A 25,045-nucleotide genomic window follows, 5' to 3' on the forward strand; every position below is an offset into this window, starting at 1 on the left:
CCGCGACGAACGTCTGCGTGGCGAAGCGCTCCTCGTGCTCGAAGGCGCGCATGGCCGCCTTCTGCCCGGCGGCGTCACCGTCGAAGGTGAAGATGACCTCGCCGCGGCGCTCGTCCGAGTCCATCAGCAGTCGACGCACGACGCCGACATGCTCCGGACCGAAGGCCGTGCCACAGGTGGCCACAGCGGTGGTCACGCCGGCCAGATGGCAGGCCATGACATCCGTATACCCTTCGACCACGACGACCTGGTAACGCCGGGCGATATCGCGGCGGGCCAGCTCGGCGCCGTAGAGCAGCGTCGCCTTCTTGAACAGCGGTGTCTCGGGCGAGTTGAGGTACTTCGGGCCCGCGTTCGGCGTTCCGTCGGCGGCCAGCAGCCGGCCGCCGAAACCGACGACCTCACCGGCGAGGTCCTTGATCGGCCACATGAGACGGTGGTGGAACCGGTCGATCAGGCCGCCCCGGGAACCCTGCTTCGACAGGCCGCCGAGCACCAGTTCCTCGCCGGTGAAGCGGCGGGCCAGCAGCTGCCGGGTGAGTGCGTCCCAGCCGGTCGGCGCGTAGCCGACGCCGAAGCGGCGGGCGGCCTCGAGGTCGAACCCGCGGGCGGTCAGGAAGTCCCAGCCGGCCCGGGCGTCAGGATGGCTGGTGAGCTGCTCGGCGTAGAACTCGGCCGCGATCCGGTGCGCCTCCAGCAACCGCTGGCGCTGACTGGCGACCGTGCGGTCGGTGGTGCCGCCGCCCTCGAAGGTCAACGTGACGCCGGCCCGCCGGGACAGCCGCTCGGCCGCCTCCCGGAAGCTCAGCCCGTCGATCTCCCGGACGAAGGAGTAGACGTCGCCACCCTGCTGGCAGCCGAAGCAGTGGAACAGGCCGGTGGCGACGTTGACGTAGAAGGAGGGTGACTTCTCCTCATGGAACGGGCACAGCCCGACCAGCTCGTTGCGCCCGGCGGGGCGCAGTTGGACGTGTTCGGAGACGACGTCCGCGATCGGCGAGCGCTCCCGGACCAGGGCGACATCGGCATCACGGATGCGTCCGGCCATCCGCCCCTCCCCTCGTCCGTGCCGGGCGAGGTACCTCACCCGGGGCAGATCGCCCACCAGTCGTGTGCCAGGTCATACCCACTTGACCGATCTTCGGAACGCTGCCGCCGGAACCCCCGACCGAGGCCGGCGGCCACTTACGCGGCGCCCCGCACATCGGTCCTACCGGTGCGATGGTACGTGTCGTAAGCGCGACAGTACGGATCATGCCACGGGAATGTTGGGGACAGGGGCCGCGACCTGCGATCCCATCCGGTTCGGCGCCGCCGCGCGCGGGGCTCGCGAAGCCGCCCGCACCCGGGGGCGCGGACGTCCCTCCGGCGGGGGCGGCGGGGGCACACCGACGGCGGAACGCGACGCAACCTTTTACCTCCCGCCGCGTCGCCGCGGCCGGGATGGTCGCCGCTGCCCGGACGGTCACAGGATCCGGGGCATCGGCCGACCGCGCAGCGTGGCGTGGCGCCGCTCGGCGCTGGCGTCGGTCAACCGGGCGACCTGGTCGATGACCACCCGTAGTCGGGCCGCGTCGTCCGCGGCGGCGGCGAAGAACGGCCGCAGCGACGGGTCCAGCGTCCGCGGGGCGCCGAGCAGGACCAGTTCCACGAGCTCGCCGATGACCTCCCGCTGCCGGGCCTGGCGCGCCCGCGCCCCCGGTCGCTCCATGACGTACCAGGCGGTGACGCCCTTGAGGGCCGCGCACTCGGCCACGGTGGCCGCGTCCACCGCCAGGTCCGCGCCGAAGCGCCGCGGTGGCCCGCTCGGGTGGCGCTCGCGGGTGGCGCGGACGGCGGCCCGGGAGAACCTGGCGATGAGTTCGCTCGTCATCGCCCGCAGCGCCGCCTGGCCGCGCGCCGAGGTGATCTCCGAGCGGATCCACCAGGGCTGGGCACGCAGTGCGTCCAGGGCGGCGGCGACCGCCGCGGCGGGAGACTCCGGGAACCGCAGTGCCGTCGCGGTGGCCAGTTCCTCGCGGTGTCCCGGGTCGTCGAGGGCCGCCAGTTCGATGTGGCCGGCGACGACTCCGTCCTCCAGATCGTGGACCGAGTAGGCGACGTCGTCCGCCCAGTTCATGATCTGCGCCTCGAAGCAGCGCCGCCCGGGCGGCGCGTCCGCCCGCAGCCAGGCGAGGACGGGCAGGTCCTCGGTGTACGCGCCGTACTTCGTCGCGACCGGGTCGGGCCCGTGGCCGCGGGCCCAGGGGTACTTGGTCGCCGCGTCGAGGCTCGCGCGGGTCAGGTTCAGGCCCGCGCTGCTCCCGTAGACGTCGACGATCTTGGTTTCCAGCCTCGTCAGCTCGCGCAGGCTCTGGGCGTTGCCCTCGAAACCGCCGCAGGCGGCGGCCGCCCTGTCCAGTGCCTGCTCACCGTTATGCCCAAAAGGGGGATGGCCCAGGTCATGGGCGAGACAGGCCGCGTCGACGAGGTCGGGGTCGGCCCCGAGCTCCGCCGCGAGCTCCCGCCCGACCTGCGCCGTCTCCAGCGAATGCGTCAGCCGCGTACGCGGGAAGTCGTCGTCGAGCGGGCCCACGACCTGCGTCTTTCCGGCGAGCCGGCGCAACGCGCTGGAGTGCAGCACCCGCGCGCGATCCCGGGCAAACGGGCTGCGCGACTGCGGTGTAGCCTTCGGACGTTCATCAACCCGACGGACGATGTCCAAGGCGTCATACCACTCAGCGACCACGAGCTTGAGCGTATCGGCGCGATTCGGGGACCTCGGCGGATCGCAGCGACGATACTTTGTGCGCACCCTTCACCAATCGGCCCGGAGGCCCGCCGTGGACAAGATCATCAAGTATGGCGCGATCGCGTTCGTCATCTTCTTCGTGGTGACCGCACCCAACAGTGCGGCCAGCATCATCGACCGCGTGTTCGGATGGTTGCAGTCCTGGGCGGATGGGGTGTCCCAGTTCGTCACCGACACCGCATTGTGATCCCTGTCCGGGCGGCCCGGATGTCTGGGACACTGCCAGCGTGGTGAGACTCCAGCTTCCGGATCCGGCGCAGCGCGACGCCAAGTACCTGGCATCCCAGGAGCGCCTGGTGATGATGGTGCGGCTGCACTGGGCCGTCCTGCTACCCGTGTTCCTGCAGACGCTGGGTGCCGTACTGCTCGCCCTGGTGGCGAACATCCTGTTCGCCGCCCAGGACGTCGACGCGGGCTTCATCACCCCGCTGCTGTGGTACTTCGCGCTGGTCATGATCCTCCGGATGCTCTGGAAGGTCGCGGACTGGCAGTTCGATCATCTGATGATCACCGACAAGCGGCTGCTGAAGGTGTCCGGGATCTTCTTCCGGAAGGTCCAGACGATGCCGCTGTCGAAGATCACGGACCTGACCTACAACCGGGATCCCCTCGGCCGCCTGCTCGGGTACGGCGAGTTCGTGGTCGAGTCGGCCGGCCAGGACCAGGCGCTGTCGAAGATCCAGTTCCTGCCTCGGCCGGACCGGCTCTACCTCACCCTGGTCGACATGACCTTCGGTGGAGCGCCCTCCCCCGCAGGCGACGACTGAGCCGGTCACCGGCGGGACACGGTGGCCGGCAGGCACTGACAGGGCACGATTGATGACCGAGCACCACTGATGACAGCGCACCGCTGATACTGCACACCGTCGGCGCTGAACGCCATGAGGGGCCGGGGAGCAACTGCTCCCCGGCCCCTCATGGTTGTGCTGTCAGGCCGGCTGCCGCGGCGCGCTCAGCGCAGCAGGTCGCGCGCGGCGTCGACGATGTGCTTCGCCGAGATGCCGGCGGCGTCGAGCAGCTCGGTGGGAGTGCCGGAACCCGGCAGCGACCGCACCGCGAGGTGGCGCACGTTCAGCGCCAGGCCGCTGTCGTCCAGCGCGGACAGCACCGCGCCGGCCAGCCCGCCCTCAGGGTAGTGGTCCTCCGTCACGACGATCTTCCCGCCGGTGGCCCGGGCGGCCTCCAGCAGGGTCGCGGCGTCCACCGGCTTGACCGAGTAGAGGTCGATCACCCGCGCGGCGACTCCCTCGGCGGCCAGCGTGTCGGCCGCGGCCAGGGACTCGTGCAGGGTGACCCCGGCACCTACGAGCGTGACGGTGTCGCCATCCGAACGGCGCAGCACCTTCGACCCGCCGGGCGCGAACGGCTCGTCCGGACCGTAGAGCACCGGGTAGGCACCGCGGGTCGTGCGCATGTAGCTCACGCCGGACAGGTCGGCCATCGCCTCGATGAGCGCGGCGGCGGACGTCGCGTCGCTCGGGTACAGCACCGTGGACCCGCCGACGGCCCGCATCATCGCGAGGTCCTCCAGCGCCATCTGCGACGGGCCGTCCGCACCGATCTCCACGCCGGCGTGGCTGCCGGCCAGCCGGATGTCGACCTGGGAGATCGCGGCCATCCGGATGAAGTCGTAGGCGCGGGAGAAGAACGCCGCGAACGTCGACGCGAACGGCACGTAGCCGCGCACCGACAGACCGACGGCCGTGGCGACGAGCTGCTGCTCGGCGATGAAGATCTCGAAGAAGCGGTCCGGGTAGGCCTTGCCGAAGTCCTCGGCGTACGTCGAGTTGCTGACCTCAGCGTCCAGGGCGACGACGTCGGTGCGGGCACCGAGCGCCGCGAGCGCCTGCCCGTACGCCCGCCGGGTGGCCACCTTGGCACCCAGCTCGTAGCGGGGCAGGGTGATCGCGGGGCGCTGGATCGGCTCCGGCCGGGGCTGGTCCGCCGCCGGGATCGGGCCGCGCACGCGCAGGTCGCGCTCACCGCCGAGCTCGGCGATGGCGCGCTCGGCCATGTCGGCGGGCAGCGGCTTGCCGTGCCACCCCTCCGCGTCGGCGACCTCGGAGAAGCCCTCGCCCTTGCGGGTACGGGCGAGGATGACCGTCGGCCGGGAGGCGTCCTCGGCGTCGGCGAGGGCGGCGTCGATGGCGTCGACGTCGTGGCCGTCGATGACGACCGCGCGGGCACCGAACGCCTCGACCCGCTTGGCGTAGCGGTCCATGTCCCAGCCGAACTCCGTCGGGCCGCGCTGGCCGAGCCGGTTGACGTCGACGATCGCGACGAGGTTCGACAGCTTGTAGTAGGCGGCCTTGTCGAGCGCCTCCCAGATCGAGCCCTCGGCCATCTCGCTGTCACCGCACAGCACCCAGACGCGGTACGGCGACTTGTCGAGGTACTTGCCGGCGATCGCGACACCGACGGCGTCCGGCAGGCCCTGGCCGAGCGAGCCGGTGGCGACGTCGACCCATGGCAGGATCGGCGTCGGGTGCCCCTGCAGGCGCTCGCCGAACCGGCGGTAGCCGTTCATCAGCTCGTCGTCGCTGACGACCCCGACCGCCTTGTAGACCGAGTAGAGCAGCGGGGAGGCGTGCCCCTTCGAGAAGATGAGGTGGTCGTTCGCCGGGTCCTCGGGGTTGTCCCAGTCGTAGCGCAGGTGCCGCGCCACCAGCACGGCCAGTATGTCCGCCGCGGACATCGATGAGGTGGGATGCCCGGAGCCAGCCGACGTGCTGCTGCGCACCGAGTCGACGCGCAGCTGCGCCGCGAGTTCGCGGACCGTCTTCAGATCAGCCGTCCCGACCGCGCTTTCGGATACGGGAGTTGCCACACCAGTCTCCTTATTGTGATCCGCAGGGTGTTGTCACACGCGTCGCGTGCCCGTCTCCGCCGGTTGCATCGCCGCCGCCTGTCGCACTACCCTTTCGCCCGGCGATCCGAACCGTACCAGCGTGGGTGAGCACCGAAGAGGGTCGATGGGATCCCGCATAGGTCACACTCACGATCCACCCGAGCCGGCCCCGGTGGCGCGGCGGCCGATCTCGCCACCGGTGTCGACGTCCGCGCCGGTGGGAACCGTCCACGCACCGGCAGCCGGGGCGGGTCGCTCGCCGGATGGTGGCGCCGGGCGCGACGCCGGTCGGTGCCGCCGCGCCCGTGTCGGCAGCGCGGACAGGCCCCGGCGGCACTCTCACACCCCTGGGGTTTTCGCCTCCGGCGGTGAGGCCCGGTGGAAGAGCTGGTACCAGCGATAACCCAGGCCCTCCCGGATGATGTAGTGAATCTTGGTGTCCACTCCGTGGACGGACGGCCCGGTGGTGACCGGCGACGTGCTCGCGGTCAGGCCCAGGTCACGGGCCATCGTGCGGGACCGCAGGCTGTGCCAGGGATCGGTGACCAGCACCGCCGAGCGCCAGTGCCGCGAGTTCATCACCCCGGCGACCGCGGTCAGCGAGCCGAGCGTGTCCGATCCCTCCGGCACGACGATCACCTCGCCCGCCGGCACGCCCCGGCGGCGCAGGTAGGCCGCGCCCGCCTCGGCCTCGGTGTAACGGTCTCCCGGCTGCTTGCCGCCGATGGTGATCACGGTGGGTGCCACCCCTTCGCGGTACAGCGCCAGGGCGTGGTCGAGCCGGGTGGCGAATACCGCGGAGGGGCGCCCGTCGTACTGGGACGCTCCCAGCACGACCAGCACGTCGGAGCGCGGGTGATGGTCCTCCCGGCCGACCCACCACACCTGGACGAGCGTCGTCAGGGACGCGACGACAAGGGCCGCGACGAGCGCGGCCACCACCCGCACGGCCCACCGCCACCACGGCACCCGGTACCAGTCGGCGTGAAACGGACGGATGGCGAGACGAGGACGGGACAGACCCACGCAAAGGACGTTAGACCCCTACGGCGCATTCCATCGTGCCCGGGACCACCTCCGCCCGCCCCTTCCGCCCGACGGCCCGTAGCTGCCGGCCTCAGTGACCGGCTGATGCGAGAGAGCCGAGGGCCTCCCAGTCAAGAGTGCCCGCGGTGAGGTCCCGGATGGTGGCGAGCAGACCGAGGCGGGCCTGGCGGACAGCCGGGTCCGGGTCCATCACCATCAGCGCGTCGAAGAAGCCGTCCACGGCAGCCGGCAGGTCCGCGGCGACGGTGACCAGGTCCGCGAGCGGGACGAACGCCGCGCTGGCGGGCGTGCCAGCGGCCACCGCCCGGTCGCCGAGCTGGCGGGCGAGGTCCGTGACGACGCTCAGCAGCCGCTGCGCGGCCGGCTCGACGAGCCGTTCGCCGTCGAGGACGGCCGCCGTGCCCGCCGGCACGATCCGGCGCACCCGCTGCAGCGCGGCGGCGAGGGCGGCGAAACTCCTGCTGTCCGCCGGCGCCGACGCACTGCCGGTCAGCGTCCGCAGCGTCGCGAGGGTGGCCGCCGCGCGGGCCGGGATGCCGGTGAGCGGACCGACGGCGCCGACCAGCCGGTGGTCCACCCCGCCGTCGAGAAGCTGCTGGGTGTACCGGCCGCGGATGAACGTCTCGGCCGCGGCGAGCGCGTCGGCGGACACCTGCACGGGGCTCAGCCGGGCGGCCCGGGCGAGCAGGTCCGCGAGGTCGAGTCCGGCGAGCTCGGGCTGGCCGGCGAGGATGGCCGCGGCGCCGAGCGCGGCGCGGCGCAGGCCGAACGGGTCGGAGCTGCCGCTCGGTGCCGCGTCCAGGGCGAACAGCCCGACGAGCAGGTCCAGGCGGTCGGCCAGGGCAAGCAGGGCGCCGGGGACGGTGCCGGGCAGGTCGTCACCGGCGCGACGCGGCAGCTCCATCTCGTAGAGCGCGGTGGCGACCGCCTCGGGCTCGCCGGCCCGGCGGGCGTACTCCCGCGCCATCGTCCCAGCGAGACTGGACAGTTCGATGACCATCTGGGTGGCGAGGTCGAACTTGGCGAGCGCGGCGGCCCGGTCCAGCGTCGCCCGCGTCTCGCCGGCGAGGCCGATCTCGCCGCCGAGCGCCCGGGCCAGCGCGCCGATCCGGTCGGCGCGGTCCGCGACCGAGCCGAGCCGCTGTTCGAAGGTGAGCTTCGCCAGGCCCGCCCGGAACGTCTCCAGGGGAACCTTGACGTCCGCGTCGTAGAAGAACGCCGCGTCGGCGAAGCGGGCCCGGATGACGTCCTCGTTGCCGGCGCGGACCAGCGCCTCGTCGACCTCGCCGTCGGCGACGGCGACGAACGCGGGCAGCAGCTCGCCGGCGGCGTCGCGCACCGGCAGGTAGCGCTGGTGCCTGCGCATGACGGTGGTGAGGATCTCGGCGGGCAGGTCCAGGAACCGGGCCTCGAAGGCGCCGAGCAGCGGCCGTGGGTACTCGACGAGGTTCGTCACCTCGGCGAGGGTGCCGGCGTCGGCGACGGGGTCGATGTGACCGCCGGAGTCGGCGGTGAGCTTGGCCGCCGCGTCCACGATGAGTTCGCGCCGCGCGGCCGGGTCGATCATGATCGAGCGGGTGGCGAGCAGCTCGGGATAGCCGTCCGCGGCGGCGACCTCGATCGCCGGCGAGCCGGCCCGCCGGTGCCCGTGGGTGGTCCGCCCGGCGGCGAGGCTCGACACGGCGACCGGCACGACGGTCTCGCCCAGCAGGGCCACCAGCCAGCGCACCGGGCGGCTGAACGACAGCGTGGGGTCACTCCAGCGCATGTTGCGCTCGGCGCGCAGCCCGGCGACCAGCTCGCCGAGCAGGCCCGCGAGCACGTCGAGCGCGTCCCGGCCGGCCTGGGTGCGCACCAGGGCGACGTGCTCGGCGCCGCGGTGCGTCACGACGCGCAGGTCCGCCAGCTCGCCTCCCTGCCCCCGCAGGAAGCCGGTCACGGCCTTCGTCGGCTCACCCGCGGCGTCGTAGGCGGCCGAGACCCGCGGGCCGCGCACCTCCTGCTCGACGTCGGGTTCGCGCGGGGCCACGTCCTCGACGATCGCCACGATCCGCCGGGGCGTACCCGAGACCCGAACCTCGCCGTGGGTCAGCCGGGTGGCGGCCAGCCGGTCGAGCAGGCCGGCGCGGACCGCTTCGGTCGTGCGGGTGACCTCGGCGGCCGGCAGCTCCTCCGTCCCGATCTCGAACAGCAGGGTGGCCGGCTCGGTCACCGCCGCCGTCACCTCCGCCGGCACGGCCGGCGCCGCCGGACTCGCCACCCCCAGCGGATACCCAAGCTCCTCGCGGCGGTCCCGCCACAGCGCGGCGACCTCCCGGGACAGCCCGCGCATCTGGGTGAACGCGGTCGCCCGCTCGGTGGTCGAGACCGCGCCGCGGGAGTCGAGGATGTTGAACGCGTGCGAGCACTTCAGCACATAGGAATGGGCCGGCACCGGCAGCCGCGCATCGACCAGCCGGCGGGCCTCGGCGGCGTAGTCGGCGTACATCCGGCGCACCGTGTCGATGTCGGCGTCGTCGAGGTAGTACCGCGACATCTCGTACTCGGCCTGGCCGAACACCTCGCCGTAGGACACGCCCGGGGCGTACGCCAGCTCGCTGAAGTGGCGCACCCCCTGCAGCGCCATGAGGATGCGCTCCATGCCGTAGGTGATCTCGACGCTGGTCGTGTCGAGGGTCTGGCCGCCGGCCTGCTGGAAGTAGGTGAACTGGGTGATCTCCAGCCCGTCGAGCCAGACCTCCCAGCCGAGCCCCCAGGCGCCGAGCGCCGGCGAGGCCCAGTTGTCCTCGACGAAGCGCACGTCGTGGGCGGCGGTGTCGACCCCGATCGCGGCCAGGCTGCCCAGGTAGAGCTCCTGGGCGTTGCCCGGGTCCGGCTTGAGGATCACCTGGAACTGGGTGTGCGTCTGCAGCCGGTTCGGGTTCTGGCCGTAGCGGGAGTCGTCCGGGCGGACCGAGGGCTCCACGTAGGCCACCTGCCACGGCTCCGGGCCGAGCACCCGCAGGACCGTGGCGGGGTTGAGCGTACCGGCACCGACCTCGGTGTTGAACGGCTGCATGATCATGCAGCCGTGGTCGGTCCAGTAACGGGTCAGCGCCAGCAACGCGTCCTGCATGGTCAACATCGGGTAGGCCTCGGCTTTTCACGATCACGGTCACGGACGGAGCGGGACGCCCCGCCCGCCGGTGGGACTGCGGGCCGCGGACGGGCGGCTCCCGCGGGCGGGCCGGTCCGGCGATCACGGCCGCGCCGACCGGCGAACCGGGCGGGCAGGTGCCGCGCACCCGCGCCCGGAGCGCACGAAGCCGCGTGGCCACGATGCCGATTCGAGGCTACCGGTCGGCGCCGACAATCCGGCGGCAGGCCGCACCGCCCGATCATCCGGAACTCGCGCGAGGAGGCGGGGCGAGCGGGAACCCGGCGTCGCGGGCGAAGAGGCGGGGGTCGGGTCAGGGGCGGCGGGGCGCGGCGGTGTCCGCGTCGACGGCGCGGTCGGAGCGGAAGGTGCCGGCCGCGGGGCCCACGGCGGAGAGCACCTCGAAGGCGCCGGGCGCGTCGACGGCATGCGCCAGCAGCGGCGTCAGCGTGCGCCGGACCTCGAAGGAGGACAGCGCCCGCCGCCACGGGCCGGGACCGTCCCACTCGGTGGTCAGCAGCCAGGACTCGGGGGCGTCGAGCGCCCGGGCGAGGCGGCCGGAGCGGAAGCCGCGGGCCTCGGCGAGCGCGTCCAGTGCCGCACGCGCACCCGCGGGGAACTCCGCCGCCGCGGCCGGTGGCAGCACGAAGGCGATCTGGGCGACCACCGGCGCCCCAGCGCCCGCCGCCCACCCGCCCGGCCGCGGCGGCCTGCCCGGGTGCTCGGGGCTGGCCGGATCCTCAGGCACGATGCGCGACCGTGCCGCCGTACCGCCGGTCGCGCCGGGCGAAGTCCTGGCACGCCGACCACAGGTCGCGGCGGTCGAAATCCGGCCACAGCGTGTCCACGAAGGAGAACTCGGCGTACGCGGCCTGCCAGAGCAGGAAGTTGCTCAGCCGCTGCTCACCGGAGGTGCGGATGACCAGGTCCAGATTGGGCATGTCGGGCTCGTCGAGATAGCGGCTGACCGTCGCCTCGTCGATCCGGTCGGCGCGCAGCCGGCCGTCGCGCACGTCCCGGGCGATCGCCGCCGCCGCGTCCGCGATCTCCGCCCGCCCGCCGTAGTTCACGCACATCACCAGCGTGAGCCGGTCGTTGTCCCGGGTGAGCTGCTCGGCGGACTCCAGTCGGCGGATGACGCTGCCCCACAGCCGGGGGCGCCGGCCCGCCCAACGCACCCGCACGCCGAGCGCGTCCATGTCATCGATGCGCCGGCCGAACACGCCGTCGGTGAAGCGCATCAGGAACGCGACCTCGTCGGGCGAGCGCTTCCAGTTCTCCGTCGAGAAGGCGTAGACCGACAGCCAACGCACGCCGAGCTCGATGGCCCCCTCGACGCAGTCGAACAGGGCGTCCTCGCCGGCCTCGTGGCCCTTCGTCCGAGCCAGGCCGCGCCGCTTCGCCCAGCGACCGTTGCCGTCCATGACGATGCCCACGTGCTTCGGGACCAGGCTGGCCGGCATCACCGGGGGACGGGCGCCCGAAGGGTGAGGGTGCGGATCCCGGAACCGCGCCCCCAGCTCATTGCGCACAGTCACGGCCTACCTCCCCAGATCGGGCCAGGGCTGCGCCGAGCCGTCGTCATCCGTTGCACTGGTACCTGCCATCGCCACACCGTCCCCCTGCAGACGCCCGAACTGCGCGGGAAGCTGCCCACTGTCGCCGTCCACCTCACCATGTCCGCCCTCGTCGGCATTCAGCGCGTCCCCCCGCTGCCCGAACCCGCCGAGGCGGCCACGTCAAGCCCGTTCCAGATGCGGCAACGCGCGCAGTCCCCGCTCGAGATGCCACTGGAGATAGGCGGCGACGATGCCACCTGCCTCCCGCCGGGCCCGGAGGTCGCTGCGCAGCGCCCCATCCCAGTCGCCACGCAGCAGATCCGTCAGCAGCCGCACCGCTCCCGCCGAGACCGACGCCGCGCCATGTGGCCGACATTGCGCGCAGACTACGCCGCCGCCCCCGACGGTCAGCGACAGGTGCTGACCCGGCTCCCCGCACCGGGCACAGTCGTCCAGCGCCATGCCGTACCCCGACACCGCCAGCGAGCGCAGCAGGTAGGCGTCGAGCACCAGCGCGGGCGGCCGCTCCCCCGCCGCCAGCGTGCGCAGACCCCCGACGAGGAGCAGGAACAGCCGCAGCGCCGGCTCCCGCTCCTCGCTGGTCAGCCGCTCCGCGGTCTCCAGCATCACGGCCGCGGCGGTGTGCCGGGCATAGTCGAGCGCGATCGTCGTCCCGTAGGGGGAAATGATGTCGGCCTGCGTGACCGTGTCCAGCGACCGGCCGGAATGCAGCATCAGGTCGACATACGTGCCGGGCTCCAGCCGGGAGCCGAACCGCGAGGTCGTCTTGCGCACACCCTTGGCGACGGCCCGCACCCGGCCGGTGCGACGAGTGAGCACGGTGATGATGCGGTCAGCCTCGGCGAGCGGAGTCGTTCGCAGGACGACCCCTTCGTCGCGATACACCGGCACCCGCCCATGGTTGCACGAGCCCGACCCGGCGGGGTAAGGCGAGGTCATCCGGTGCCCCGCCGAGACCGGGCCATCCCGGATGGCGACCTCCGGTAACGCCACCCCTACCGACCGTCGTCGGCGACCGATTTCACCGGACTCACCCGCGCGGCAGGCCGCTGCCTTGCCGGATGATGGCGCAGTGCGGGTTGTACGGCGGACGGCGCGGGCGATCCTCATCGACGAGGAGAGCCGGCTGGTCCTCTTTCGGCGGACGTTGCCCAAGCGCAAGCCCTACTGGTCCACGCCGGGCGGCGGGGTCGACCCCGAGGACGACTCGATCGAGGCGGCGCTGCACCGCGAGCTCGCCGAGGAACTCGGCGCGACGGTCGACCGTGTCCAGCAGGTCTTCCTCACCAGCCCGCCGCGTGGCGACGGCATCGCGGTGGCGCACTTCTTCGTGTGCCGGCTCGTCTCCATGGATCTGTCCCTGCGCACCGGGGAGGAGTTCAGCAACCCGGCGAAGGGCCGTTACGACGTCGAGCGGATCGACCTGCGCGGCAAGAAGCTCAGCCGCTACGCCCTGCAGCCGCCGGAGGCCAAGGAGTTCATCCTGGTGAACCGCCACGCCCTGCTCGAAACAGCCCTCGACGCCAGCACACCGCCCCTGACGAGCACCAACGGCCACGCCGCCGACGCGACACCAGAAACCCCGGCTGCTCAGACCCCGGCCACTCAGACCCCGGCCACTCAAGCCGCGATCACGACGACGCCGTCACCGTCCGCATCCGTACCGGATGCCGAGCCGACGCCCGCAGACACCCCGGGCACGGCACCGCGCACCGCGTCCCCGTGCGCAGCGACGCCGCGCGAAGGGGCCCCGCGCGAAGGGACGCCGGAGCCCGTTCCCCGGCTGCCGGGTGACGGCGTCCGCGTGCCCTGGGTGCCGGCGCCCGCGGCGGACACCGTGGCTGCCGCCCGGCCGCCCGGCGAGCCCGCCAGATCTCGGCGGCGGGGACGACCGGCGCCGCTGGAGATCGTGGACGGTGACGGGGCCGGTGCGGCGCCCCCGGCCGAGCCGCGCGAGGTGGTGCAGCGACCGGGCTGGTGGCGCCGCCTTACCCGCCGGTGACGGGCCGCCCCGGCCCGCGGTCGGACAGCGGCCGCGTCAGAAACCGAGGCGGCGCAGCTGGCGGGGGTCGCGCTGCCAGTCCTTGGCGACCTTGACGTGCAGGTCGAGGTAGACCGGCGTACCGAGCAGGGCCTCGATCTGGGTACGCGCCCGGGTGCCGACCGCCTTGAGCCGGGAGCCGCCGGCACCGATCACGATCGCCTTCTGGCTCGACCGCTCGACGAAGACATGGACCCGGACGTCGAGCAGCGGGCGGTTCGCCGGGCGGTCCTCCCGCGGCACCATCTCCTCGACCACCACCGCCAGCGAGTGCGGGAGCTCGTCGCGCACGCCCTCCAGCGCCGCCTCCCGCACCAGCTCGGCGACCATCACCTGCTCGGGCTCGTCGGTCAGCTCACCGCCGGGGTACAGCATGGGGCCGGTCGGCAGCCGGGAGACCAGCACGTCGGCGAGGACGTCGACCTGGTAGGTGCGCACCGCGCTCACGGGCACGATGTCGCTGAACTCGCCCAGGCCGGAGACCTCGAGCAGGCGGGCCCCGATCCGGTCCGGATCGGGCACCTTGTCGGTCTTGGTGAGGATGGCGACGACCGGCGTGCGTTTCGGCAGCCGGCCGAGCTCCTCGGCGATGTAGCGGTCACCGCGGCCCACCGGCTCGTCGGCGGGCATGCAGAAACCGACCACGTCGACCTCGGACAGGGTGGCCCGCACGACATCGTTGAGGCGCTGGCCGAGCAGGGTCCGCGGCCGGTGCAGACCAGGGGTGTCGACGAGGACGAGCTGCGCGTCGTCGCGGTGCACGATGCCGCGGATGGCGTGCCGGGTGGTCTGCGGCCGGCCGCTGGTGATGGCGACCTTGGTGCCGACCAGCGCATTGGTCAGCGTCGACTTGCCGGCATTGGGCCGGCCGACGAGGCAGGCGAAACCGGAGCGGAAGTCGGCCGGGGTGATCCCCGGAGCGGCGGCGCCGCTGGACACGGCCACGTTAGCTGGTCGTCCGGGCGCGGGCGGTGCCGTCGGGGCCGCCGAGGTACACCGGGATGCCACTGCCGAACTCGGCCAGCGTCGCGAGATCGTCGCCGGCGAACGCGTCGCCTTCCGTGACCACCGCGGCGGCCTCGAAGCGGCGCGCGCCGCTGGACACGGCGGCGGCGACCGCCGCGCGCAACGCCGAGATCGCGAGCTCCGGACGGGCTGTCCCGACGGTGGCGGCCGCGTAGGTCCGCCCGTCGGTGTCCCGCAGGGCCGCACCCTGCGCGAGGCTCCCGTCGGGCACGTAGGCGCGCAGCCGCGCCGAACGGGCCAGGACGAGCAGCTTCGCGTCCTCGGCCGTCAGGTCGAGGACAGGCCCGGGCGCCGGGGCGCCCGGCTGGGGCGGATCAGCGGTCACGAGGTCACCTTTCCGTGCTGCGTGGAGCTGCCGGGCTGCGTGGAGCTGCCGGCCGGGGTGGAGCCACCGGTCGGTGCCGCGCCGCCAGCGGGATCGCTGTCGGCGGCACCGTCCGGGGACCGGTCCCCGGTGGCGCTGGTCGGTCGGCCGGCGATCCGCGCCGCGACGACCGTGCCGATCTGGTTGCGGCGGCCCGCGGCGCGCTCCGCGGTCAGGCGCAGACCGCCGACCGTCACCGTCGCTCCGGGGATCGGAACCCGACCCAGCGCGCTGGCCAGCAGACCGCCGACCGTCACCGAGTCGTCGGCGCCAGGCAGTTCGTCAACGTCGAGGTCGAAGAGCTTGCCGAGATCGTCGACGTCGAGGCGGGCGGTTACCCGGGCGGTGTCGGCGTCGAGCCACTCCACCGGCGCCACCTCGCTGTCGTACTCGTCGGTGATCTCGCCGACGATCTCCTCGAGGATGTCCTCGATGGTGACGAGCCCGGCGGTCCCACCGTACTCGTCGATGACGATCGCCATGTGGGTCCGCGAGGCCTGCATCTCCCGCAGCAGGTCGTCCGCGGGCTTGCTCTCGGGCACCAGCGCCGGCGATCGCATGATGTCCGCGACGGGCGCGTCCTCGTCGCCCTCCCGCTCCTGGCGGACCATGTCCTTGAGGAACGCGATGCCCACCACGTCGTCGACGCTCTCGCCGATCACCGGCATGCGGGAGAAGCCGCTGCGCAGCGCGAGCGCGACGGTCTGGCGGACGGTCTTCGTCGACTCGATGAACACCATGTCCGGGCGCGGCACCATCACCTCGCGCACGAGGGTGTCCCCGAGCTCGAAGACGGACGCGATCATGTCGCGCTCGCCGCGCTCGATCACCTCGTTCTCCTCGGCGAGGTCGACGAGGTCCCGCAGCTCGGCCTCGGAGGCGAACGGCCCGTCGCGATAACCCGGGCCGGGCGTCACGGCATTACCCAGCGCGATGAGCAGGCGGGGCAGCGGTCCGAGGATCCGGGCCAGGCGGACGGTGAGCCCGGCGGTGGCCAGGGCCACGGCGGGCGCGTGCTGGCGGCCGAGGGTCCGGAACATCACCCCGACCAGGATGTACGCGACCAGAGTGGCGACCAGTGCGCCGAGCCCGACGGCGGCGAAACCGGCCCCGTAGGCGTGCACGAACAGGACCGTCAGACAGGCCGCGGCGAGCATCTCGCCGATGATCCGCAACAGCAGCAGCATCGCCAGGAACCGGCCGGGATCGGCCACGACCGTGGCCAGGTTGGCCGCCCCGCCCCGCCCCTGCCGGGCGAAGGACTCCACCGACACCCGCGACACCCGGGTCAGGGCCGCGTCCACGCAGCCGAAACCCGCCGCCGCGAGCGAACCGACCACGGCGAGAAAGACGAGCAGAAGATCGCCGGAGCTCATCGACGCCCTCGGCGGGCTGTCAGTGCGCGGCGGTCGGACCGGGCTCGCTCGCGCCGTCCGCACCGCCGGTACCACTCGCGCCGCCGGCGGGACGCTTCCCACCGGCGGTCCTCGCCGCGGCCTCCCAGGAGGCCAGCAGCTTGCTCTGGATCTTCCACATCTCGCGCTCCTCGTCCGGCTCGGCATGGTCGTACCCGAGCAGGTGCAGGATGCCGTGCGTGCACAGCAGGTGCAGCTCGCGCTCGAAGGAGTGGCCCGCCTGCTCGGCCTGCCGACGCGCGACATCCGGGCAGAGCACGACATCGCCGAGCAGCGTCGTCGGGTCGTCGTCACCCGACTCCGACCAGGACGCGTCGAACGCCTCGTCCTGCGCGAACGACAGGACGTCGGTCGGGCCCTCCTCGCCCATGTACCGCACGTGCAGGTCGGCCATGGCCTTTTCCTCGATCAGCATCACCGACAGCTCGGCGAGCGGGCTGACCTTCATCGCGTCCAGGACGAAGCGGGCAAGCGCCGTCAGGCGCACCTCGTCGACGTCGGCGGCGCTTGACTCGTTGGCAACGAACACGGCCATCAGCGGTCCTCTCCCACCGCGGGGACGGTCACCGTCGGTCCCGGCGGGCGGGCCGGGCCGGCGCCGCCGCGGCGCTGGCCGCCTCATCGGCGTCCCAGCGGGCGTACGCGTCGACGATCTCGCCGACCAGCCGGTGGCGGACGACGTCGGAGCTGGTCAGGGTCGCGAAGTGCACGTCATCCACACCGTCGAGGATCTCCCGGACGACCCGCAGGCCACTGCGGGTCCCGCTGGGCAGGTCGACCTGGGTGATGTCACCGGTCACGACGATCTTGGCGCCGAAGCCGAGGCGGGTGAGGAACATCTTCATCTGCTCGGCCGAGGTGTTCTGCGCCTCGTCCAGGATGATGAACGCGTCGTTCAGGGTGCGGCCGCGCATGTAGGCCAGCGGGGCGACCTCGATCGTGCCGCTCTGCATCAGCCGCGGGATCGAGTCGGGGTCGATCATGTCGTGCAGCGCGTCGTAGAGCGGGCGCAGGTACGGGTCGATCTTCTCGTACAGGGTTCCGGGCAGGAAACCGAGCCGCTCCCCCGCCTCCACCGCCGGGCGGGTGAGAATGATCCGGTTGACCTTCTTCGCCTGCAGCGCCTGCACGGCCTTGGCCATCGCCAGATACGTCTTGCCGGTGCCCGCGGGGCCGATCCCGAACACGATCGTGTGCTGGTCGATCGCGTCGACGTAACGCTTCTGGTTGAGCGTCTTCGGCCGGATGGTCCGGCCCCGGTTCGACAGGATGTTGAGGGTGAGGACCTCCGCCGGGCGCTCCTCGGCGCCGCTGCGCAGCATCGCCAACGAGTGGTCCACATGCTGCGGGCTGAGTTCCGTACCCGCGTCGAGCAGCGCGACGAGCTCCGCGAACAGCTTCGACGCCAGCTCGATCTCCGCCGGCGAACCCGTGATCGTGATCTCGTTGCCGCGCACGTGGATGTCGGCGGAGAAGGCTCGCTCGATCGTGCGTAGCAACTCGTCCTGGTGGCCCAGCAGGCTCACCATGTTGTGCGGACCGGGTACAACGATGCGCGTCGTGGCGGGAGCGGCCGACGCGACGGATGGCGTGACGGATTCGGGCATAGAAAGCGACCAGCTACGGCCGCGGCACCTCTCGGGATCGATGACCGTGGTGGGTGGTGCGACGCGCGGCGGACGGGCATCTGGATCAGCACATTCCTGGTCAGAGCAGCCTGGTCATCAGAGCCAGCCTGGTCAGGAGCCGCCTACCGAACGCCAGCCACGGGCGCTACCCACCCAGTCTATCCATCATCACGCCGGGCCGTCCCAACGACCTAGCTCGGCCAGCACGACCGACGCGGCGACCACCCCGGCGGTGGAGGTGCGCAGCACGGTGGGGCCGAGCCGGGCCACCACCGCGCCGGCGTGGCGCAACGCCGCGACCTCCGCGTCGGCGAGGCCGCCCTCCGGCCCGACGACCAGCAGAATCTCCGCCGCGGCGCCGTCGCGCGCGGCGACGCCGGGCAGCTGGCTGCGGACCAGGCCCACCAGCGGCAGCTCGGCCTGCTCGTGCAGCGCGACGGCCAGCGTCGCCGCCGACACCCGCCGGGCCAGCTCTCCCGGGCCGACGAGCTCCCCCACCACCGGCCAGTGCAGGCGGTGGGACTGCTTGGCCGCCTCCGTCGCGGTGCGGGCCCAGCGCTCTCGGGCACGGACGCCCCGCTCGCCCTCCCAGCGGACCACCGACCGCCCGGCCGACCACGGGACGATCTCGTCGACGCCGACCTCGGTCAGCATCTCCACGGCGCGCTCGCCGCGGTCACCCTTGGCCAACGCCTGCACGATGACCACCCGCGGCCGCGGCGCGACCGCGTCGGCCCGCTGCCGGACCGCACAGTCGATCTCGTCTCGCCGCACGGCGACGACCTCGCACTCCAGGACCCGGCCCTGACCGTCGGTCACGTCCACCGGCTCGCCGGGACGAAGCCGGCGCACGGTGGCGGCGTGCCGACCCTCCGGCCCGGCCAGGGTGAACAGGTCCTCGGCCGGCAGCGGCGACAGCCAGAACAACGCGCTGGTCAGCGACTTCCCTCTCCGCAGCGGGCCGGGCGCCGGCTAACGGCCGCGCCGGGAGCCCCGGCGGCGGAACAACCCGCTCCCGCCGATCGAGGAGCCGCCCACGATCGCGGGCGCCTCCTCCTCCCGCAGCTTGGCGAGTTCCCGCAGCAGGCGCTCCTGCTCGGCGTCCAGCTTCGTCGGCGTCTCGACGTTGATGTGAATGTGCAGGTGCCCACGGCCGGCAGCCCGCAGGTGCGGCACTCCGCGACCGGCCAGCCGGATGACCTCGCCGGGCTGCGTCCCCGCCTTCACCGCGATCGACTCGGTGCCGTCCAGGGTCTCCAGGGTGGCGGAGGTTCCCAGGGCGGCCGAGGTCATCGGCAGCGGCAGCTCGCAGTGCAGGTCGTCGCCCTCCCGGGTGAAAACCGGATGCTGCTTCTCGGAGACCTCGACATACAGGTCACCGGGCGGCCCGCCCCCGGGCCCGACCTCGCCCTCACCGGACAGCCGGATACGCATGCCGTCCTCGACGCCGGAAGGGATCTTCACGGTCAGGGTCCGGCGCTTGCGGACCCGCCCGTCGCCCCCGCAGTCCCGACAGGGGTGCTCGATCACGGTGCCGGTACCCGTGCAGCGCGGGCACGGGCGGGAGGTGACCATCTGACCGAGAAATGACCGGGTGACCTGCTGGACCTCACCGCGACCGGCGCAGGTGCCGCAGGTCGACGGATGGGTGCCGGGGGCCGCCCCGGCACCGCTGCAGGTCGAGCACACCGCGGCGGTGTCGACGGTGATCTCGCGGGTAGCGCCGAAGGCGGTCTCGGCCAGTTCGAGCTCGATGCGCAGCAGCGCGTCGTTGCCGCGGCGGACCCGCGAGCGGGGGCCGCGGTTCGCCCCGCCACCGAAGAAGGCGTCCATGATGTCGCCGAGGCCACCGAAGCCGGCGCCGAACGGCGAGCCGCCCCCGCCCCCACCGCCGGGGGCGAGCGGGTCACCGCCGAGGTCGACGATCTGGCGCTTCTCCGGGTCGGACAGCACCTCGTAGGCCGCTGTCACTCCCCGGAAGCGTTGCTGCGCCTCGGGGTCGGGGTTGACGTCCGGATGCAGTTCCCGGGCAAGCTTGCGGTAGGCCCGCTTGATCTCGTCGTTCGACGCCTCTCGACGCACGCCGAGAACAGCGTAGTAGTCCACGGCCATCAGTCGGCACCCAAGAGTTCACCCACATATTTGGCGACGGCCCGGACGGCCGCCATCGTCCACGGATAGTCCATCCGCATCGGCCCCACGACACCCATGCCGCCCAGCGCGAAGGGCCCGCGGCCGTAGCCGGTGGCCACCACCGCGGTCGACCGCAGAGCATCGACGTCTGTCTCTCGACCGATGCGTACCGTTACAGTACCGGTCTCCCGGGCCGTCCCGATGAGCTTCATCAGCACGACCTGTTCCTCGAGCGCCTCCAGGATCGAGCGCAGCGAGTCCGCGAAGTCGACCGTGGCGCGGGTCAGGTTGGCCGTGCCGGCCATCGCGACGCGTTCCTCCTGGCGCTCGACCAGAGCCTCCAGCACCGCTCCGGTCATCGTCGCCACGCACGGTCGCAGCTCGGGGCGCGTCCGGTCGGACAGCGCGATCACCACGTCCGAGGCCTCCGCCAGCCGCTGCCCGACGAGGTCGCGGTTCAGCGTGGAGCGAAGCTCGCCCGCGATCTCGTCATCGACCGGCGTGAGGCTGTCGATGATCCGCTGCTCGACCCGACCGGTGTCCGTAATGATCACCATGAGGAGTCGGCGCGGCCCGAGCGTCACGACCTCGATGTGCCGCACACTGCTGCTCGTCAGCGAGGGATACTGCACCACGGCGACCTGGCGGGTCAGCTGGGCGAGCAGTCGGACCGAACGACGGACCACATCGTCGAGGTCGACCGCGCCCTCCAGGAAGCTCTGGATGGCCCGCCGCTCGGCTCGCGACAGCGGCTTGACCCCGGACAGACGGTCCACGAACAGGCGGTAGCCCTTGTCGGTCGGGATCCGGCCCGCACTGGTGTGGGGCTGCGTGATGTAGCCCTCTTCCTCCAGCGCGGACATATCGTTACGCACCGTGGCAGGCGAGACACCCAGACTGTGACGTTCCGCCAGTGCCTTGGACCCCACCGGCTCGTTGCTCAGGACGAAGTCCTCCACGATCGCTCGAAGAACCTCGAGGCGCCGATCCTCCAACACGTGGTCGCACCCCCTTCGGCGGGCGGGACATGGCCGGACCACGGTGCGTGTCCCGGCGGCCACCGGTCTGGCACTCGGCCACGGCGAGTGCCAAGTGTAGCCGCCGCTTCCGCTCGAGGCACACGACATCAACCGACCCACAGGTGACCGCCAGGGCGCGGCCGCCTCCATCCACAGAACGCCCGCCCGCCCCCGCGCGTTCCTACCGTGGCGCAGGGCGCGCCGCTCAGGTGGGCAGCAGCGCGCGCACCACCGTGTCGGTAAGCAGCCGGCCCCGCCTGGTCAGGCGAATCCGACCGTGCTCGAGCCCGCCGGCCTCCACCAGCCCGGAGTCGACCAGGTCGCCCGAGGCGGCCCGGCCGGCGTCGTCGAGCTCGTCGACATCCAGCCCGTCGGCGAGCCGGACCCGCAGCATCACCCGCTCGACTCTGCGGGTGTCCTCGTCGAGTTCCTCCCGGGCCAGGGCCGGGCTGCGACCCGCGCCCAGCCGGGCAGCGTACTCGGCGGGATGGCGCACGTTCCACCACCGCACGCCGCCGACGTGACTGTGCGCGCCCGGACCGAAGCCCCACCAGTTGCCACCGCGCCAGTAGCCGAGGTTGTGCCGGCAGCGCGCGGCGGGCCCCCGCGCCCAGTTGCTGATCTCGTAGTTCGTCAGGCCGGCGGCGCCAAGCAGCTCGTCCGCCAGCAGGTAGCGGTCGGCCAGCAGGTCGTCGTCAGGCTCGAGCAGCTCGCCGCGACGCACCCGGCGGGACAGCTTGGTCCCCTCCTCGACGGTGAGCGCGTACGCGCTGACATGATCCGGCCCGAGCGCCACGGCAGCCCGCAGGCTGGCCTCCCAGTCGGCCTCCGACTCCCCGGGCGCACCGTAGATGAGGTCGAGGCTGACCTGGTCGAACCCGGCCTTGCGCGCCCAGCGCATCACCTCCGACACCCGACCTGGGGTATGCCGCCGATCCAGCGCCGCCAGCACATGCGGCCGGTCGCTCTGCATGCCGAAGGAGATCCGGGTGAACCCGGCGGCCCGGAGCTGCTCGAGCTGGGCGGGGTCGACCGATTCCGGGTTCGCCTCAGTGGTCACCTCGGCATCGGCCGCCAGCCCGAACTCGGCCGCGAGCGTGCGCAGGAGCCGGGCGAGATCGTTCGCCGGCAACAGGGTCGGCGTGCCGCCGCCCACGAAGACGGTGGACAGGGGCGGGGTGCCGTCCGCGAGCACCCGGCGCGCGAGCCGGATCTCCTGGACGGCGATGTCGACGAAGGTCGTCAGGCCCACCGAGGAGATCAGGGCGCCACCGAGATCGGCCGCCGTGTAGGTGTTGAAATCACAGTAGCCGCAGCGCGCCGCACAGTACGGGACGTGCACGTACGCCCCGAACGGTCGAGCCGCCAGCTCGGCCAGCGAGGCCGCGGGCAGCGCTCCGTCGTCGGGCGGAGGTGCCCCGTCGGGAGGCATTTGTGGCATGCCCCCAGTGTGCCCCCAACCGATGGGTTTACGGCAACGCAATGTTTGTCAAGCGCACGAGCGAGCCGGATCTGGCCACGTCAGGACCACGTGCGGATAACCCCGAACGCGCACCCTTGGGGTGACCCGGTTGACCGTGATGTTTTGCCCTCGTTGTGGCAGAGCGGAGGATTATGGGCAAGTCATCGTGGAACGGTCGACCCCGGTACGAAAAGATCCGTTCATGGACGATGACGTCAGGGCCCTTCTGGAGACGATCTCCGAACTGCTCCCGCCCCGGACCACTGTGTATCGTTCCAGCGCCGCCACGTCCGCCGAGGGCTGTCCACTCGTCGAACCGGTCACCGAGCCGATCCCGCTGCCCGTGGCGCTGCCAGCGAGCTGACGGCCCCCGCACCTGGCCGGGCCCGAGCTCCCCCGGCCAGGTCGTCCGGGGCAGTTCGCGTTCGGGTGACCCGAAGGTGCCCTACTTGCTCGGGGCGGCCTTCCCGGTGTCCGTGGACAGTGCCGCGATGAACGCCTCCTGCGGGACTTCGACCCGCCCAATGGTCTTCATCCGCTTCTTGCCCTCCTTCTGCTTCTCCAGGAGCTTGCGCTTGCGGGTGATGTCTCCGCCGTAGCACTTGGCGAGCACGTCCTTGCGGATGGCGCGGATGTTCTCCCGGGCGATGATCCGGGCACCGATCGCCGCCTGGATCGGCACCTCGAACTGCTGGCGCGGAATCAGCTCGCGCAGCTTCGTGGTCATCGACACGCCGTAGGAGTACGCCTTCTCCCGGTGGACGATCGCGGAGAAGGCGTCGACCGTCTCGCCCTGTAGCAGGATGTCCACCTTGACCAGATCGGCGAGCTGTTCGCCCGCGGGTTCGTAGTCGAGGCTGGCGTAACCGCGGGTCCTGGACTTCAGCGAGTCGAAGAAGTCAAAGATGATCTCCCCGAGGGGCAGGGCGTACTTCAGCTCGACCCGGTCGCTCGACAGGTAGTCCATCCCGCCCAGTACCCCGCGCCGCCCCTGGCACAGCTCCATGACCGCGCCGACGAACTCGGTGGGCAGCAGCAGCATCGCCTCCACCATCGGCTCGTGGACCTCGGCGATCTTGCCGCCCGGCCAGTCGCTGGGGTTGGTGACGGTGACCTCCGAACCGTCCTCCATCACCACCCGGTACACGACGTTCGGCGCGGTGGAGATCAGCGTGAGGTTGAACTCCCGCTCCAGCCGCTCCCGGACGATCTCCAGGTGGAGCAGGCCGAGGAAGCCACACCGGAACCCGAAGCCGAGAGCGGCCGACGTCTCCGGCTCGTAGGTGAGGGCGGCGTCGTTGAGCTGGAGCTTGTCGAGCGCCTCCCGCAACGCCGGATACTCACTGCCATCTATTGGATAGAGGCCCGAGTAGACCATCGGCAGCGGGTCCCGGTAGCCGCCCAGCGGCTGCACCGCCGGCCGGCGGCTGGTCGTGATCGTGTCGCCGACACGCGCCTGCCGGACGTCCTTCACCCCCGGGATCACATACCCGACCTCGCCGACCGACAGCGAGCCCGTCGGATGCGGATCGGGGGAGATCACGCCGACCTCGAGTGTCTCGTGGCTCGCGCCGGTCGACATCATCAGACAACGGTCGCGGGTGGTCAGCGTGCCGTCGATGACGCGGACGTAGGTGATGACGCCGCGGTAGATGTCGTAGACGCTGTCGAAGATCATGGCACGGGCCGGGCCGTCCGGGTCGCCGACGGGCCCCGGCACCTGCCGGACGATCTCGTTGAGCAGCTCCGGCACGCCCTGGCCGGTCTTGCCCGACACCCGCAGCACGTCGTCCGGCTCGCAGCCGATGATCGAGGCGATTTCCTCGGCGTACTTCTCCGGCTGGGCCGCCGGAAGATCGATCTTGTTCAGGACGGGGACGATCGTCAGGTCGTTCTCGATGGCGAGGTAGAGATTGGCGAGGGTCTGCGCCTCGATGCCCTGCGCGGCGTCGACCAGCAGCACCGCCCCCTCGCACGCGGCGAGCGACCGGCTCACCTCGTAGCTGAAGTCGACGTGCCCAGGCGTGTCGATGAGATGCAGGATGTAGTCCCCGCCGTCGTCGGCCCGCCAGGGCAGCCGGACACTCTGGGCCTTGATGGTAATCCCGCGCTCGCGCTCGATGTCCATCTTGTCGAGGTACTGCGCGCGCATGTTGCGCGCCTCGACGACGCCGGTCACGCCGAGCATCCGGTCGGCCAGGGTCGACTTGCCGTGGTCGATGTGCGCGATGATGCAGAAATTACGGATCATCGTGGGGTCGGCGCCGGGCGCCAGGTGCGGGGCTGCGGACACGCGGAGAGTTCTCGTTTCGCTCGCGGTGGTCACGGGAGCGGTCCCGTGCCGAGATCAGGGTGCGGCCTTCACCTTCATCGTGCTCGCCTTCATCGTGCCAGGAGCCGGCACGGGTCGGCTCCTGGCACTGGTCGACGCCGGGTTTGATAATCTGGGTGCCGCCCGGGTGTGCCGCCCCGGGTGGGCCACATTGTCGTCCCGTCGCGCCTCCGGTCGGTCCCACGGCCCGCGTGGCGTCGGACCAGACGAAGGTGGCAGCCTC

The 25,045-nt window shown here is 72.2% G+C and carries 22 protein-coding genes; 4 read left to right on the forward strand and 18 right to left on the reverse strand.

What is annotated here, in order from left to right; translation table 11 throughout:
• Positions 1-1,048, reverse strand: a 1,048-nt coding sequence (dnaG, locus tag MXD60_RS13240; RefSeq protein ID WP_248819346.1) for a DNA primase, incomplete at its 3' end; no start/stop codon positions are given.
• A 417-nt stretch (positions 1,049-1,465) separates the two neighbouring features.
• On the reverse strand, positions 1,466-2,728 hold the full coding sequence (locus MXD60_RS13245; protein WP_248819347.1) for a deoxyguanosinetriphosphate triphosphohydrolase: 1,263 nt from the start codon (positions 2,726-2,728) through the stop codon (positions 1,466-1,468).
• Between the two features lie 94 nt (positions 2,729-2,822).
• On the opposite strand from MXD60_RS13245, the gene MXD60_RS13250 reads away from it, so the two are divergent.
• Complete coding sequence (locus MXD60_RS13250) at positions 2,823-2,978, forward strand: hypothetical protein (RefSeq protein ID WP_248819348.1); 156 nt, start codon at positions 2,823-2,825, stop codon at positions 2,976-2,978.
• Positions 2,979-3,018: 40 nt separating this feature from the next.
• Positions 3,019-3,558 carry a PH domain-containing protein gene (locus MXD60_RS13255; protein WP_248819349.1) on the forward strand — a complete coding sequence of 180 codons (540 nt, stop codon included), beginning with the start codon at positions 3,019-3,021 and terminating at the stop codon, positions 3,556-3,558.
• 185 nt (positions 3,559-3,743) lie between these two features.
• Here MXD60_RS13255 and MXD60_RS13260 read toward each other — a convergent pair whose 3' ends face one another.
• From MXD60_RS13260 to recO, 6 genes are all read right to left on the reverse strand, one after another.
• The gene (locus MXD60_RS13260) at positions 3,744-5,618 is read right to left on the reverse strand and encodes a transketolase (protein ID WP_248819350.1); all 1,875 of its coding nucleotides are present in this window, start codon (positions 5,616-5,618) and stop codon (positions 3,744-3,746) included.
• A 360-nt stretch (positions 5,619-5,978) separates the two neighbouring features.
• On the reverse strand, positions 5,979-6,665 hold the full coding sequence (locus MXD60_RS13265) for a YdcF family protein (RefSeq protein WP_248819351.1): 687 nt from the start codon (positions 6,663-6,665) through the stop codon (positions 5,979-5,981).
• Positions 6,666-6,756: 91 nt separating this feature from the next.
• Positions 6,757-9,810: a glycine--tRNA ligase gene (locus MXD60_RS13270; RefSeq protein WP_248819352.1), complete on the reverse strand. Its 3,054-nt coding sequence runs from the start codon at positions 9,808-9,810 to the stop codon at positions 6,757-6,759.
• Between the two features lie 325 nt (positions 9,811-10,135).
• The gene (locus MXD60_RS13275) at positions 10,136-10,570 is read right to left on the reverse strand and encodes an antibiotic biosynthesis monooxygenase (RefSeq protein ID WP_248819353.1); all 435 of its coding nucleotides are present in this window, start codon (positions 10,568-10,570) and stop codon (positions 10,136-10,138) included.
• Positions 10,563-11,360, reverse strand: a complete 798-nt coding sequence (locus tag MXD60_RS13280; protein ID WP_248819354.1) for an isoprenyl transferase — start codon at positions 11,358-11,360, stop codon at positions 10,563-10,565. Before MXD60_RS13280 ends, MXD60_RS13275 begins: the two co-directional genes overlap by 8 nt.
• 201 nt (positions 11,361-11,561) lie before the next feature.
• Positions 11,562-12,293 carry a DNA repair protein RecO gene (gene recO / locus MXD60_RS13285; RefSeq protein ID WP_248819355.1) on the reverse strand — a complete coding sequence of 244 codons (732 nt, stop codon included), beginning with the start codon at positions 12,291-12,293 and terminating at the stop codon, positions 11,562-11,564.
• A gap of 181 nt (positions 12,294-12,474) precedes the next feature.
• Between recO and MXD60_RS28780 the strand changes: the two genes are divergently transcribed.
• The gene (locus MXD60_RS28780; protein ID WP_308222463.1) at positions 12,475-13,404 is read left to right on the forward strand and encodes an NUDIX domain-containing protein; all 930 of its coding nucleotides are present in this window, start codon (positions 12,475-12,477) and stop codon (positions 13,402-13,404) included.
• A 36-nt stretch (positions 13,405-13,440) separates the two neighbouring features.
• On the opposite strand, the gene era is transcribed toward MXD60_RS28780, so the two are convergent.
• The 9 genes from era to hemW all read right to left on the reverse strand — a co-directional run bounded on the left by era (position 13,441) and on the right by hemW (position 22,469).
• Complete coding sequence (gene era / locus MXD60_RS13295) at positions 13,441-14,388, reverse strand: GTPase Era (RefSeq protein WP_518467890.1); 948 nt, start codon at positions 14,386-14,388, stop codon at positions 13,441-13,443.
• A gap of 1 nt (position 14,389) precedes the next feature.
• On the reverse strand, positions 14,390-14,794 hold the full coding sequence (locus MXD60_RS13300) for a cytidine deaminase-like protein (protein WP_248819356.1): 405 nt from the start codon (positions 14,792-14,794) through the stop codon (positions 14,390-14,392).
• The gene (locus MXD60_RS13305; protein WP_248819357.1) at positions 14,791-16,209 is read right to left on the reverse strand and encodes a hemolysin family protein; all 1,419 of its coding nucleotides are present in this window, start codon (positions 16,207-16,209) and stop codon (positions 14,791-14,793) included. The genes MXD60_RS13300 and MXD60_RS13305 overlap by 4 nt, the downstream gene beginning before the upstream one ends.
• A gap of 19 nt (positions 16,210-16,228) precedes the next feature.
• Positions 16,229-16,783, reverse strand: a complete 555-nt coding sequence (gene ybeY / locus MXD60_RS13310; protein ID WP_248819358.1) for an rRNA maturation RNase YbeY — start codon at positions 16,781-16,783, stop codon at positions 16,229-16,231.
• Positions 16,784-16,811: 28 nt separating this feature from the next.
• Positions 16,812-17,855, reverse strand: coding sequence for a PhoH family protein (locus MXD60_RS13315; RefSeq protein WP_248819359.1), 1,044 nt, complete (start codon positions 17,853-17,855; stop codon positions 16,812-16,814).
• Between the two features lie 189 nt (positions 17,856-18,044).
• Positions 18,045-18,803 carry a 16S rRNA (uracil(1498)-N(3))-methyltransferase gene (locus MXD60_RS13320; protein ID WP_248819360.1) on the reverse strand — a complete coding sequence of 253 codons (759 nt, stop codon included), beginning with the start codon at positions 18,801-18,803 and terminating at the stop codon, positions 18,045-18,047.
• 45 nt (positions 18,804-18,848) lie between these two features.
• Positions 18,849-19,988 (reverse strand): molecular chaperone DnaJ, encoded by a 1,140-nt coding sequence (dnaJ, locus tag MXD60_RS13325; RefSeq protein ID WP_248819361.1) that lies wholly within the window; start codon positions 19,986-19,988, stop codon positions 18,849-18,851.
• The gene (gene hrcA / locus MXD60_RS13330) at positions 19,988-21,007 is read right to left on the reverse strand and encodes a heat-inducible transcriptional repressor HrcA (RefSeq protein WP_248819362.1); all 1,020 of its coding nucleotides are present in this window, start codon (positions 21,005-21,007) and stop codon (positions 19,988-19,990) included. Before hrcA ends, dnaJ begins: the two co-directional genes overlap by 1 nt.
• Before the next feature lie 226 nt (positions 21,008-21,233).
• Positions 21,234-22,469 (reverse strand): radical SAM family heme chaperone HemW, encoded by a 1,236-nt coding sequence (gene hemW / locus MXD60_RS13335; protein ID WP_248819363.1) that lies wholly within the window; start codon positions 22,467-22,469, stop codon positions 21,234-21,236.
• 223 nt (positions 22,470-22,692) lie between these two features.
• Between hemW and MXD60_RS13340 the strand changes: the two genes are divergently transcribed.
• Positions 22,693-22,854 (forward strand): hypothetical protein, encoded by a 162-nt coding sequence (locus MXD60_RS13340; RefSeq protein ID WP_248819364.1) that lies wholly within the window; start codon positions 22,693-22,695, stop codon positions 22,852-22,854.
• Positions 22,855-22,935: 81 nt separating this feature from the next.
• On the opposite strand, the gene lepA is transcribed toward MXD60_RS13340, so the two are convergent.
• Positions 22,936-24,783, reverse strand: a complete 1,848-nt coding sequence (lepA, locus tag MXD60_RS13345; RefSeq protein ID WP_518467894.1) for a translation elongation factor 4 — start codon at positions 24,781-24,783, stop codon at positions 22,936-22,938.
• Positions 24,784-25,045: the final 262 nt, after the last annotated feature.

Source organism: Frankia sp. AgB32 (genome assembly GCF_023243045.1).
GTDB lineage: Bacteria > Actinomycetota > Actinomycetes > Frankiales > Frankiaceae > Frankia.

Bases quoted from the DNA above. Each gene is read 5' to 3' on its own strand.
- MXD60_RS13270 (WP_248819352.1), bottom strand. From the start codon at position 9,810: ATGTTGACCATGCAGGACGCGTTGCTGGCGCTGACCCGTTACTGGACC.
- MXD60_RS13305 (WP_248819357.1), bottom strand. From the start codon at position 16,209: ATGAGCTCCGGCGATCTTCTGCTCGTCTTTCTCGCCGTGGTCGGTTCG.
- ybeY (WP_248819358.1), bottom strand. From the start codon at position 16,783: ATGGCCGTGTTCGTTGCCAACGAGTCAAGCGCCGCCGACGTCGACGAG.
- MXD60_RS13315 (WP_248819359.1), bottom strand. From the start codon at position 17,855: ATGCCCGAATCCGTCACGCCATCCGTCGCGTCGGCCGCTCCCGCCACG.
- dnaJ (WP_248819361.1), bottom strand. From the start codon at position 19,988: ATGGCCGTGGACTACTACGCTGTTCTCGGCGTGCGTCGAGAGGCGTCG.
- hemW (WP_248819363.1), bottom strand. From the start codon at position 22,469: ATGCCACAAATGCCTCCCGACGGGGCACCTCCGCCCGACGACGGAGCG.
- MXD60_RS13340 (WP_248819364.1), top strand. From the start codon at position 22,693: ATGGACGATGACGTCAGGGCCCTTCTGGAGACGATCTCCGAACTGCTC.